We start from the raw sequence: 13,108 nt of genomic DNA on the forward strand, positions 1-13,108 counted from the left end.
AACACGGGGTGGCTCCCTTAGAGGATCTGGTACGCGTGCAGGTGCCTGGGCTGAACTGAACTGAGCCCTGGCACCCGCACGGTGAGTGACGAGTATTTTCTGGCTTTTCCTATTGTTGCGTGTCAGGCGTCGATACGATCACCGGCTGCGACGTTGAGCCGCCAGCCGTCGTCACTCGACGGCTGCGTGAGCGCCCCTGACCCGGCAGTTTCGGCTCCGGGAGGGAATCCAAAACGGAGTCGAGCAGCTGGTCGGTGACCTGTTTGCTGGCCCGACGGTTACCGCGAGACGATGTCGTCACTGGAATATCGAGAATAGCGAACGGCTCCAACGAAGCGTCGGCTCCACCGGCATCCGCCGGGGCGACCGCCTCGACGCGCGGCGCCAGGATTCGAACGACATCGACCCGAGCTGCCTCGGTGCGCGGCGCCTCGGTGCGGGTGCCTTCCGTGGGCGCCGACTGGGCACGCGACGACCGGCTACGTCGACTGCGCGACGGAGCAGTGCGTTCGGAACGTTCAGTGCGTTCAGTGCGTTCAGTGCGTTCAGTGCCTCCGGTGCTTTCGGGCTCTACATCGGCGGTCGGCGCAGCAGTGGCATCGCTCACGGCGACGGGCTGTGACGAAGAATCCGTTGCCGATACCGGCTCGGCGATAGCAGCTGCGTCAGCAACAACGGGAAGGAGTTCTGCCTGCTGCGCTTGCAGTGCTTCCGCCTTCATCGCTTCGGTGATGATGGGAATTGACCCCGTGCGGGTGATGGTGCGCGCCGCGATCATCGCGAGGGCGGTCTTCGCGTCCTCGGTGATGCCATGCGTACCGTTACTCACCTTGTGACCGTCCAGGACCGGCACGAGTTCCCGGGAGCCGCCGTTGCTGCCCGAGCCGTGCTGGCTGGAACCGTGCTGGCTGGAACCGTTGCTCGGAGACGTACCGTTGCCGGTTGCAGAACCGGTTCCCGTGCCGGCGCGTGCGCGCGGGCGGCGTTCCTGGGGTGGCTGCGCCGTCTGGCGGTGCTTGGTCACGGGATCGTGATGAACGATGATGCCACGGCCAGCGCAGGACTCACAGTTCTCGGAGAAGGACTCGAGGAGACCGAGGCCCAACTTCTTCCGGGTCATCTGCACGAGACCGAGTGAGGTGACCTCCGCAACCTGGTGCTTGGTGCGGTCGCGGCTGAGGCATTCGATGAGGCGACGCGACACGAGGTCCCGGTTGGATTCCAGCACCATGTCGATGAAGTCCACCACAATGATGCCGCCAATGTCGCGCAGCCGAAGTTGGCGCACGATTTCTTCCGCTGCTTCGAGATTATTCTTCGTGACGGTCTCTTCGAGGTTTCCGCCGGAGCCGACGAACTTGCCCGTGTTGACGTCAACGACCGTCATGGCCTCGGTGCGGTCGATCACCAGGGAACCGCCGGACGGCAACCACACCTTGCGGTCGAGGGCCTTCTCAATTTGCTCCGAGATGCGGTACTCGTCGAAGGCATCCGTTTCGCTGGTGTGCTTCTCGATGCGCGCCACGAGATCAGGTGCAACCTGCCCGAGGTAGGTCTCAATCGTCTGGCGAGAATCGTCACCGGACACGACCATGCGGGCGAAGTCCTCGTTGAAGACATCGCGAACAATCTTGATCAGGAGGTCTGGCTCGCTGTGCAGCTCGGCCGGTGCCGCGGCGGTCTCCACCAGTGCCGAGATGGATGCCCACTGCGCGGTGAGGCGGTTGACGTCCACGGTCAGCTGCTCATCGGTGGCACCCTCAGCGGCGGTGCGCACGATGACGCCCACGTTCTCCGGCAGAACCTCCTTGAGGATCTTCTTGAGGCGAGCACGCTCGGTGTCGGGAAGTTTGCGGCTGATGCCGTTCATGGAGCCGTTGGGCACGTACACGAGGTAGCGGCCGGGCAGCGAAATCTGGCTGGTCAACCGGGCACCCTTGTGGCCGATCGGATCCTTGGTGACCTGCACGAGCACCTTGTCACCGGGCTTGAGTGCTACCTCGATGCGGCGCGGCTGGTTCGCAGTGCCGGAGTTCTCGGCTGCGGCGTCCCAGTCGACCTCGCCGGAGTACAGCACGGCGTTCCGTCCGCGTCCAATGTCGACGAAGGCGGCTTCCATGCTCGGGAGAACGTTTTGCACGCGACCGAGGTACACGTTTCCGATCAGCGACGCGTCCTGGTTCTTGGCCACGTAGTGCTCCACGAGCACGCCGTCTTCGAGGACACCGATCTGAATCTTGTTGTGCTTGGCGCGCACCACCATGAGGCGGTCCACGGACTCGCGACGGGCGAGGAACTCGGCCTCCGTGATGACCGGGCGACGTCGCCCGGCATCGCGACCGTCACGACGACGCTGCTTCTTGGCTTCGAGGCGGGTTGAACCCTTGATGCGCTGGGGCTCGGTAATGAGCTCAGGTTCGCGCGGTGCACGAACCTTGACCACGGTGTTGGCCGGGTCATCAGAGCCGGAGCGGCCCTCATCCCCCGTGCGGCGACGAGCACGACGACGAACTGTGGTGGTCTCCTCGTAGTCATCATCGTCGTGGCTGTTGGTCGCCCGGTCCGCGGTGGTTCCGCTGCGGTCGTAGCGGTCGTCGCGCGCACTGGTGACACGAGGCACAAACGGCAAAATCTCTGGCGCCTGAAAGAGGAGCGACGTAGACGGGCGACGCACCGCGACGACGGAAGCCACGGTGTCGATCACCTCGGGGGACGCATCCGTTGTCAGGTTCGAGGCGGCCGCGTCGGCGTCGTCCGTGGGGGGTGAGGAATTCGTCGGGGTGGTCACAATCGTGTCCTGATTCTGCACCGAAAGCTGGTTCGGCACCGGTGCCAGTGCCTGCTCGGTGGCGGGGTCGGTGACGAGCTCGCGCTCCGCCACAGTTTGACGTGTTGGGGTGGACGCCGCAGTGTCGAGCGCCGCGTTGTCGAGCGCCGCGTTGTCGAGCTCCGCGTTGTCGAGCACAGACTTAGTCGCGGTCAACGACGGCTCCACGGGGGCCTTCCGAATGGTCGGCGATTTTCGCTGGGCGCGACGGGAACCAAAAAGGCCTCGGCGTTTTTTGTTTTCGTTGTCTTCCACCATTACTGGTGTGCTCCTTGACCGATGTAGGCGACCGCGCCACCCATTCGGTTACTCTCTCGTGCGAGAAGTTCGCCTGCGCGAATTTCCCGCGAATTTTATACTGCGCAACCGGCTCTTGGCTCTGGTTGCTTAGATCTGTGGGCGTTCGAACTGTGCGTGTGACCGACTACTGCGTGTGACCGACTACTGCGTGTGTCCGAATAGTGCGTGTGGGGGTTGTGCATGGGGGAAGTACTGTCCCCAAAAAGCTTAATCTGGCGTCTGCTTGAGCGCGGCTCAACGACTAGGACTGATTATCGCATGTATTCGCAGCAGGAGAGTGCGAGCGCCGTGACATAATCCCAGAGTGTCACTGACCCAGCGTTATCAGCGCCCCACCGGGCTGGCCATTTTTCTCATCATTGCCGGAGCCATCGGTTTTGCCGCAGCCTTCGCTCTCACGCTCGACAAAGTGCGCATGTTGGAGAATCCCGACGCTCAGCTGTCCTGTAATTTCAGTGTGCTCATTGGGTGCAGCACTAATCTCGCGTCCTGGCAGGGCTCGCTGTTTGGCTTTCCGAATCCGTTGATCGGCCTTGCCGCCTGGAGTGTCGTGATCACGATCGGTGCGGCAATTCTGGCGGGAGCGCGGTTTGCGCGGTGGTTCTGGCTCGCACTGAACGTGGGGGTAACCGGCGCGATCGCTTTCGTGATCTGGCTCATCGCCCAGAGTATTTTCGTGCTCGACGTGCTGTGCCCGTGGTGCATGGTGACCTGGTCGGTGACCATTCCGGTCTTTCTCGCCGTCACCCTCTACAACCTGAAGAGTGGGCATATCCCCGCCTCGGCATCCGTTCGCCGGGTTGCCGCCGCCCTGTATTCCTGGCTCTTCGTCATCACGATTGCCTGCTACATCGCCTTTGCGATCGTTGTTCAGGTCAACATGGACGTGCTGAGTCGCCTGTAATGCTGAGCTGCCCGTAACGCAGCGCCGCCCCGGCACCGGCCCAGTGGGCGGTGTCGGGGCGGCGAGTGACGCTGGGGTCTAGTCGAACCAGAGAGCAAGTTCGCGGGCGGCCGACTCGGGCGAGTCAGAGCCGTGCACGAGGTTCTGCTGAACCTTCTGGCCCCAGTCGCGCCCGAGGTCTCCGCGGATGGTGCCGGGCGCAGCCGTGGTGGGATCGGTGGTGCCGGCGAGGGCGCGGAAACCCTCGATGGCCCGGTTGCCTGCAATACGGAACGCCACGATGGGGCCGCTCTCCATGAATTCAACGAGGGGCTGGTAGAACGGCTTGCCCTCGTGCTCGGCGTAGTGAGCCGCGAGCAGGGTGCGGTCCGCCTGAACCAGCTTCACGTCAACGAGGGAGTAGCCCTTGGCCTCAATGCGGCGCAGGATCTCCCCCGTCAGGTTGCGGGCGACGCCGTCCGGCTTCACAAGGACAAGGGTTTCTTCGATTGCGGTGTTCATGAGGGTTCCTTCTGATTGTCGATTCGGTTGCCGTTGATCATGCAGTACGTCCACATGGCGGCGAAGAGTGCGCCCACAAAAAACATGGCCGGAGTAATGAATCCCGTGGCGATGATGAGGGCCTGAAGAGCCCAACCCACCGGGTAGGACCAGCTGAAACGTAGGAGTCCGATGAGCGCCACCATCAGGAGGCAGAGAACCGCTCCGCCGCCCAGCGCAACAACGGGCGGGAGCGTGTCGAGACCGTAGGTCACGAGCGCGGCAAGAAACACCACGATGGTCTCGAAGCCCAGCACAATGGAGGCGAGGGAACGTTTGACGGACCTCGGGCCCGAGTTGAACCCACGGCGACGGCGGGCGGCCGGGTTTTCGCCGGAGTCGGCCGGGTCATTTGGGTCGGTCGGGTCGGTGGTGTTGGTCACGGCGTCATCCACTCCCCGGAATCGGCGAGTGTGAGAGCTTCCCCGACCAGGGTGATCGACCCCGTAACAATAACTGCGCGCTTGGGCTCGCTGGCCGCCCAGGCTCGCGCGTCGTCCAGGGCATCCGACGGGTTCTCGAAACGGAAGGTGGTTGCTTCGCTGGTGCGTTCGGCGATCATGTCGGCCAGAGTATCAACGTCACGTGAGCGTTCCGAGTGTGACTGCGTCACATGAAACCGACTCACCCGCGGGGCTAGGGCATCAATAATTCCCAGTGCATCCTTGTCGGCGAGAATCCCCACCACCGCGACGATCTCGTCGAAGTCAAAGTACTCATCCAGCGCGGTCGCCAAAGCAGCTGCACCGTGTGGATTGTGAGCGGCGTCGATGAACACGGTGGGTTCGACGCCCACGAGCTGAAGCCGACCCGGTGAGGTTACGGTACCCAGCCCTTCGGCGAGTAGATCGCCGACGAGGGCCTGCGTGCCGGAGCCGAGGAAGGATTCCACGGCGGCAATGGCGACGGCCGCGTTCTGCGCCTGGTGGGAACCGTAGAGCGGAAGGAAGAGTTCACTGTAGGTTCCCGCAATGCCGCGCACGGAGATGAGCTGGCCACCCACGGCAACTCTGCTCTCGAGCAGTTCAAAGGTCTCACCCTCAACGGCAAGCGTCGATTCGCTGAGACCAACGGCTCGATCGATCTCCGATCGTGCCTCCGCAGTCTGCGCGGCAGAAACAACAGCCGCGGCCGGCTTGATCACACCGGACTTTGTCCGAGCGATCTCGGCAATCGTACGGCCGAGTCGCTCCATGTGGTCCAGCGCGATGGGGGTGAAGACGGCAACCTGTCCGTCGGCAACGTTCGTGGAATCCCACTCGCCCCCCATCCCGACCTCAATCACGGCCACGTCCACCGGGGCGTCCGCAAAGCAGGCGAAGGCGAGAACGGTCAGGGCTTCAAAGAAGGTGAGAGCCACCTCGCCCTCTTTCTCCAACTCGGAATCGACCATCGCCAGGTAGGGCGCGATGTCATCCCAGTTGGTGGCGAGCAGTTCATCGCTGATCGGTTCACCATCGATCATGATTCGCTCGTTCAGTCGCACGAGGTGCGGGCTTGTCATCAGCCCCGTGCGCAGGCCATAGGCACGCAGAATGCTCTCCGCAATGCGGCTCGTGCTCGTCTTGCCGTTCGTGCCGGCAATGTGAATGATCGGATAGGTGCGCTGAGGGTCACCGAGCAGATCCATGACCCGGCGAGTGGGCTCAAGCCGCGGACGAGGCGCTGCCTCGCCCACGCGCTCCAACAGAGCGGCAAAGACCGCGTCACCGGCCGCTCGCGAGGCATCGCTCGGTTCGGCGGGTTCATTCACCGCGCTCTGCTCCGTGGGCTCCGCATCCTCGTCGTCCACGTCGTCGTCGTCGTCGTCGTTCTCCAGCTCATCACCGGGGAATCCCAGCGCGGCCAGCGGGACAACATCGTGGGGCTCGTTGACATCAGACGGCTCGTTCAGGTCAGAGGGCTCATTATGGTCAGACATTGTCGACTCCGTTCACGCGGGATACGGCCACGACAAGTGGTCCGCGGTTGACATAGTGTGCGGTTTCGAACCGCACGTAGTGCTCGACCGGAGCACCAACGAACCCCTCCAGCCATTCGGACGGCAGCGCCGTGGGCACCTCGCCCTGCGACGGACGATGGGTGACGAAGACCGTCGCCAGGGTGTCCCCCGCAACATCCACGGTGGGCGCGAGATCAAAGACCTCGGCGTCCTCCTCGGCCAGAAACACCAGGTTGAGGCGGATGCGATCACTCACGTCGAATCCGGCGGACTTGCGGGTGTCCTGAACGGCACGAATCAGATCGCGGGCAAAACCCTCGGCCTCGAGCTCAGCGGTCGTGTTCGTGTTGAGGAGCACAAATCCACCGGCAGGCAAGAGCGCCAGCGCCGTGTGGGAATCGCCACTCTCCCCCGCCTGCAGTGTGAGTTCGTACTCGCCGGCGGCGAGCTCGATGCCCCCCGCGGTGACAACACCGTCAGACTCACTCCAGTCGCCAGCGCGCGCGGCCTGAATGACCTGCTGAACACGCTTGCCCAGTCGCGGTCCCGCAGCGCGGGCGTTGACAACCAGGCGAGAGGTCACGCCGTAGGCGGCGGCACTGTCATCTTCGAGCTCCACCAGGTTGACGGTCTTCACGTTGAGTTCGCTGCGCAGGATGCCCGCGAAATCGGTGAGTGCACCGGTGTGTGCGGTCACCACGGTGAGGTCGGCGAGCGGCAGGCGCACCCGAAGTGCGGCCTGCTTACGCAGCGACAACACGGTGGAGCTGATGAGTCGCACCTGGTCCATGGCGACGACGAGTCCGTCATCGGACGGGAACAGGTCGGCATCCGGCCAGTCCGTGAGATGCACACTGCGGCCGCCGGTGAGGCCCTGCCAGATGCGCTCCGTAACGAGCGGGAGCAGCGGAGCGGCAACGCGGCACACGGTCTCAAGAACGGTGTAGAGCGTGTCGAAAGCCTCGGTACTTTCCGTGCTCTCGGTTCCACCCCAGAAACGGTCGCGGGAGCGGCGCACGTACCAGTTGGTGAGCACGTCCATGAAGTCACGCACCCGTGAGGTCGCTACGGTGCTGTCGAAGTTCTCCAGATCGGCGGCGACGTTCGTGATCAGGTCGCGCGTCTTGGCCAGAAGATACCGGTCCAGTACGTCGGTGGAGTCGGTGCGCCACTGAGCGTCATAGCCGTCCTCACTCGCGGCGTTGGCGTAGAGCGAGAAGAAGTACCAGGTGCTCCACAGCGGCAGCATCACCTGACGAGCGCCTTCGCGAATTCCCTCCTCGGTGACGATCAGGTTTCCACCACGCAGCACCGGGGAGCTCATGAGGAACCAGCGCATCGCGTCGGAGCCGTCGCGGTCAAAGACCTCGTTCACGTCGGGGTAGTTACGCAGGGACTTGGACATCTTTTGGCCATCGTTACCGAGCACGATGCCGTGACTGACCACGTTCTTGAAGGCTGGACGATCAAAGAGGGCGGTGGAGAGCACGTGCAGCAGGTAGAACCAGCCGCGGGTCTGTCCGATGTACTCGACGATGAAATCGGCCGGGTTATGGGAGTCGAACCACTCACGGTTCTCAAACGGATAGTGCACCTGCGCGAAGGGCATCGACCCGGAGTCAAACCACACGTCGAGGACATCCGTTATACGACGCATGGTGGACTGCCCGGTGGGGTCGTCGGGGTTGGGCCGGGTGAGGGCGTCGATGTAGGGCCGGTGCAGATCGGTGGGGCGCACGCCGAAGTCGGCCGCGAGTTCATCGAGCGAGCCGTAAACGTCGGTGCGTGGGTATTCCGGGTTGTCGCTCTTCCACACCGGGATGGGTGAGCCCCAGTACCGGTTGCGGCTGATGGACCAGTCGCGGGCGTTACCGATCCACTTACCGAACTGGCCGTCCTTTACATTTTCCGGCACCCAGTTGACGTCCTGGTTGAGGTCGACCATGCGGTCGCGAAAGTCGGTGACGCGCACAAACCAGCTCGACACCGCCTTGTAGATGAGCGGGTTGCGGCAGCGCCAGCAGTGCGGGTAGGAGTGCTCGTAGCTGGCCTGACGCAACAACCGGCCCTGCGTCTTGATCAGCTGGGTGAGCGGCTTGTTGGCGTCGCTCCAGAGCTGACCGGCAACCTCGGTGATCTCGGGCAGGAACTTTCCGCCGTCATCGAGCGAGAGGATGACCGGAATCCCGTAGGCCTGACACACCGTCTGGTCCTCCTCACCGTAGGCGGGAGCCTGGTGCACGATTCCCGTGCCGTCGGAGGTGGTGACGTAATCGGCGACGACGAAACGCCAGGCGTTCTGGGTACCCCAGACGCTCTCGTCGGCGTAGTAGTCAAAGAGGCGGTCGTAGGAAACCCCCTCGAGTTCACGTCCGCCCACGGTGCGTGAAATGGCAGCGACCGCGTCCTGGGCGCTCTCGTAGCCGAGGTCCTTCGCGTAGTTGCCCACCAGGTCGATCGCCAGGAGGTACTCCGCACCAAGAACGGTGGTGGGCGTTGTCGCCGCGTCGTCGTTTTCTCGCAGCACGGTGGCATCCGGAGTGCCGTTCGGGCCGGCCGGAACGACCGCGTACACGATGTCGGGACCCACGGCGAGCGCGAGGTTCGTCGGAAGCGTCCACGGTGTGGTGGTCCAGGCGAGCGCCCGGACCGCCGTGAGACCGAGGCTTTCTGCTTTGGCTCCCACCATGGGGAAGGTGACCGTCACGGTCTGGTCCTGACGCATCTTGTAGACGTCATCGTCCATGCGCAGTTCGTGGTTGGAGAGCGGGGTCTGGTCACGCCAGCAGTAGGGCAACACCCGATAGCCTTCGTAGGCGAGTCCCTTGGTGTGCAGCTGCTTGAACGCCCAGATCACCGACTCCATGAAGGTGATGTCAAGGGTCTTGTAGTCGTTCTCGAAGTCCACCCAGCGGGCCTGGCGAGTGACGTACTCTTCCCAGTCCTTGGTGTACTCCAGCACCGAGTCCCGGGCGACGGCGTTGAACGCCGCGAGGCCCATCTTCTCGATCTCGCTCTTGTCGGTGATTCCCAGCTTGCGCTCGGCCTCGAGTTCCGCGGGAAGTCCGTGAGTGTCCCAACCGAAGCGACGGTGCACCTGCTTACCGCGCATCGTTTGAAAACGGGGAAACAGGTCCTTGGCGTACCCCGTGAGCAGATGCCCGTAGTGCGGGAGACCATTGGCGAACGGTGGACCGTCATAGAAGACCCACTCCGGGGCATCTGCCCGGTTGTCAATGGAGGCCTGGAAGGTGCCGTCTTCCTTCCAGAACGCCAGCACCTCGGTCTCGAGTGCCGGAAAGTTTGGAGAAGGAACCACGCCGGCAGTGAAAGCGGCTGGGATGACGGCAGAACCGGGCGTGGCAGGGTCCTGCGGGCCGGAACGGTGAACCTTGGGATACAAAATACTTCTCCTGGTGGGACGGGCGCTGAGCCTTTGCCACGAGGACGAACGATTCTGTCGGAAATCGCCGCGGTACCACCTCGCTTGCCACTTTCGTGTTGCAGATAACGCTGCGAAAGTGACCGCTTCTTCTTAGGCGGTGACGGGCCCGACCCGTTCGGCTCTACTGAGCAGCACCCAAGGGCGGCCACTGTTCTGCCGAAGACTCACCGGTGATGGCCGGATCACAGTCATTCTGTAACGATTCTAACCGACGGTGCCGCCATCGGCGTCACCTCAGAGTGCCGGACTTCACCGTCATCTAATATTATGTAGGCCCTGCGCAGCACAGTGCGCGGCAGTAAACCGCCTGTCTCGGCCGGACAGGCCGATGAAAGAGACAACATGCCCACTCGGAGTCCCCTCTTCGGTAGTCGTTGGCTGGTGGCCCCGGTGGCCGCCATCGCGCTGCTCCTCACCGCCTGTACCGGCACACCCGACGCGGCACCCGCTGGCGAGCCAATCAGCGGCGGCACCCTCACCTACGCCTCGGGCGACGCCGAACCCACCTGTCTGGACCCGCACGTGGGCGGAAACTACCCGCAGGGCCTCGTGAGCAGTCAGTATCTTGAGGCCCTCGTGTCACGCAATTCCGACGGCACGATCATCCCGTGGCTGGCGGACTCGTGGGAACAGAGTGATGACGGGCTGTCGTGGGACTTCACCCTTAAGCAGGGCGTGTCGTTCACCGACGGGACTCCCCTCGACGCTGCGGCCGTGCAGGCCAATGTGGCACACCTGCAAAACCCGGAGACAGGATCATCCGTCGGGTATCTGGCGCTCGGCAAGGTCGCCTCAACCGAAGCGGTCTCGACGAACGTCGTGCGCTTTGTGCTCAGCACGCCCGATAGCGCGTTGCTCGAATCCCTCTCTCAGCCGTGGTTGGCCATCGAATCTCCCACCGCGCTCGAACGTACTCAGGACGAGAACTGCGCCGCTCCGGTGGGCACCGGCCCGTTCAAGGTCGAGAGCTGGGTGAAGCAGAACGCCATCACCATGGTGCGCAATGAGGACTACACGTCACCGCCTCAGGACGCTGGCCACGAGGGCCCGGCGTATCTCGACTCCATCGTGTGGCGCTTCATCCCCGACTCGGCGTCCCGTTACGCCGCACTGCAGGCCGGCGAGGTCGACGTGATCGACAACGCCCAGCCCGACACGATCGTGCAGGCAGAGGCCAGCGACTCGATTCGCCACCTCGACGCACCGCGCCCTGGCGCATCAAACCGGATCGAGCTGAACTCCGGCAAGGCTCCCTTCAATGACCCACTCGTGCGCGAGGCCTTTGTGCGCTCCGCCAACGTGGATGACGCCGTCTCCAGCCTGTTCCAGGGCACGGCGGAGCGGTCCACATCCGCACTCTCGAGCCGTGAACCGCTCGCACTGGCCCGACCGGACCTGTTTGAATACAGTCCCACCGCCGCAAACCAGCTTCTTGACGCAGCGGGATGGACGCAGAAGGACGCAGACGGGTACCGCATCAAGGACGGCGTTCGCCTCTCGGTCGAGTTCCCGGTGAGCACGAACCAGTCGATTCCCGCCGAGCAGTCTGTCTTCGAACAAATCCAGGCCACCGCCAAGGACACCGGGTTCGAGGTTGTTCTCAGCCCCATGGACCTCTCCAGCTGGTACACCGCTCTGGCCGCCAACGACTACGACGCGGTGAGCGCTCCGTACACCAAGGTTGGCCCCGACGTTCTGCGCATCCTGTACGACTCCGCGGGAATCGTCCCGGCGCCGAGCGGATACTTCGCGAACCTCGCTCAGGTGAATGACCCCGAGATTGACGCGCTGCTCACCGAAGCGGCAGAGGTGTCCGATGCCGACCAGCGGGCAGCGCTCTACGAGGACGCTCAGGACCGTATTCTCAGCGGCTTCTACATCCTTCCGCTTTACGACCAGCAGAATCATTTCCTGCTCAGCTCCGACGTGCAGGGGGCGCGTTCTCTTCCGACCGTCTCCACTCCCACGTTCTATGACGCCTGGCTGAATCGGTAGCGGATGCCCGAGCGCACGACCCGGGACAGCCCCGTGCACGACGACGTTCGCCCCGTTCGCTCCGATAGAGCGCGCGGCGGCGGGCGCGGCGGCGTGCGCTCGGGTAGTCGCTGGGCACCCGTGCGCCTGATCGGTGCTCGTGTGCTCGGTGCTCGTCTGATCGGTGCTCGTGTGCTCGGTGCTCGTGTGCTCGGTGCTCGTCTGATCGGTGCTCGTGTGCTCGGTGCGCTGGGCGTACTGTGGCTCGTCGCAACACTGACGTTTTTTGCCGTTCGTTTGATCCCCGGGGATCCCGCCCAGGCGATCCTGGGCGGGCCGGGCTCACAGGCATCCGCTGCTGCCCTCGCTGCTGCCCGGGCGGAATACGGGCTCGATCAACCTCTGTTTATGCAGTACCTCGCTCAGCTTGGTCGACTGGCCACCGGCGATCTTGGCCGCTCCTACGCCCTCAATATGGATGTCGCTCCGCTGGTTCTCAGCCAGCTGGGCGGCACACTACTTCTCGCGTTTCTCGCCCTTGCTCTCGCCTGGCTGATTGCCCTCTCGTTGGCCATGTGGTCAACGCGCGGTGGCGTCATCGCTCTGCGGATCGGCTCGGGCCTGGAGATTGTGGCTGCCGCGTTGCCACACTTCTGGCTTGCGACATCACTCATTGTGGTGTTCAGCATCTGGTGGGGAGTGCTGCCACCCATCAGTACCTCCGGGGCGGTCGGGCTTATTCTTCCCGTGCTCACGTTGGCCATACCGCTCGCCGGCTTTCTGGGCCAGCTGATGCGGGAGTCTCTTCTGACGGCGCTGGAATCTCCGTTCGTGCTCTCGGCGAGGGCCCGCGGCGAGAGCGAACGCGGCGTGCGCTGGGTGCACGCCCTGCGGCACGCCGCACTGCCGGCCATCAACCTTTCGGGCTGGGCCTTCGGCTCCCTGATCAGCGGGGCCGTTGTGGTGGAGACGATCTTCGCCCGGCCGGGGCTGGGACGCACGCTGCTGAACGCGGTGACCATTCGCGATGTGCCGGTGGTCGTGGGGGTGGTCATGATCGTGGCCCTCGCCTACATTGCAATGACGATTCTCACAGATCTGGCCGCTCGTATTGCCGATCCTCGGGTGCGCACCTCGTGAGCGAACTGGAGATCCGCGCGCACGTATCAGCCGCTG

General features: G+C 63.7%; 8 protein-coding genes. 3 read left to right on the forward strand and 5 right to left on the reverse strand.

Annotated features, from left to right (window positions below; genetic code table 11):
- Positions 1–109 precede the first annotated feature (109 nt).
- Positions 110–2,983: an Rne/Rng family ribonuclease gene (locus H4V99_RS10605; RefSeq protein WP_348522362.1), complete on the reverse strand. Its 2,874-nt coding sequence runs from the start codon at positions 2,981–2,983 to the stop codon at positions 110–112.
- Positions 2,984–3,431: 448 nt separating this feature from the next.
- Between H4V99_RS10605 and H4V99_RS10610 the strand changes: the two genes are divergently transcribed.
- The gene (locus H4V99_RS10610; protein WP_348522363.1) at positions 3,432–4,031 is read left to right on the forward strand and encodes a vitamin K epoxide reductase family protein; all 600 of its coding nucleotides are present in this window, start codon (positions 3,432–3,434) and stop codon (positions 4,029–4,031) included.
- 78 nt (positions 4,032–4,109) lie between these two features.
- Here the strand turns inward: H4V99_RS10610 and ndk are convergent, their stop codons facing one another.
- Genes ndk through ileS form a run of 4 tightly spaced genes read right to left on the reverse strand, consistent with a single transcriptional unit; the run spans position 4,110 to position 9,832 of the window.
- Positions 4,110–4,532, reverse strand: a complete 423-nt coding sequence (gene ndk / locus H4V99_RS10615; protein ID WP_280678084.1) for a nucleoside-diphosphate kinase — start codon at positions 4,530–4,532, stop codon at positions 4,110–4,112.
- Positions 4,529–4,954: a DUF4233 domain-containing protein gene (locus tag H4V99_RS10620; RefSeq protein ID WP_280678086.1), complete on the reverse strand. Its 426-nt coding sequence runs from the start codon at positions 4,952–4,954 to the stop codon at positions 4,529–4,531. Before H4V99_RS10620 ends, ndk begins: the two co-directional genes overlap by 4 nt.
- Positions 4,951–6,492 (reverse strand): folylpolyglutamate synthase/dihydrofolate synthase family protein, encoded by a 1,542-nt coding sequence (locus H4V99_RS10625; protein WP_280678088.1) that lies wholly within the window; start codon positions 6,490–6,492, stop codon positions 4,951–4,953. Before H4V99_RS10625 ends, H4V99_RS10620 begins: the two co-directional genes overlap by 4 nt.
- Positions 6,485–9,832: an isoleucine--tRNA ligase gene (ileS, locus tag H4V99_RS10630; RefSeq protein ID WP_280678090.1), complete on the reverse strand. Its 3,348-nt coding sequence runs from the start codon at positions 9,830–9,832 to the stop codon at positions 6,485–6,487. Before ileS ends, H4V99_RS10625 begins: the two co-directional genes overlap by 8 nt.
- A 468-nt stretch (positions 9,833–10,300) precedes the next feature.
- On the opposite strand from ileS, the gene H4V99_RS10635 reads away from it, so the two are divergent.
- Both H4V99_RS10635 and H4V99_RS10640 read left to right on the forward strand, forming a co-directional pair.
- Positions 10,301–11,953 carry an ABC transporter substrate-binding protein gene (locus H4V99_RS10635; protein WP_280678093.1) on the forward strand — a complete coding sequence of 551 codons (1,653 nt, stop codon included), beginning with the start codon at positions 10,301–10,303 and terminating at the stop codon, positions 11,951–11,953.
- Between the two features lie 3 nt (positions 11,954–11,956).
- Positions 11,957–13,072 carry an ABC transporter permease gene (locus H4V99_RS10640; protein ID WP_280678095.1) on the forward strand — a complete coding sequence of 372 codons (1,116 nt, stop codon included), beginning with the start codon at positions 11,957–11,959 and terminating at the stop codon, positions 13,070–13,072.
- Positions 13,073–13,108 lie beyond the last annotated feature (36 nt).

This window comes from Cryobacterium sp. CG_9.6, assembly GCF_029893365.1.
Taxonomy (GTDB): Bacteria; Actinomycetota; Actinomycetes; order Actinomycetales; family Microbacteriaceae; genus Cryobacterium.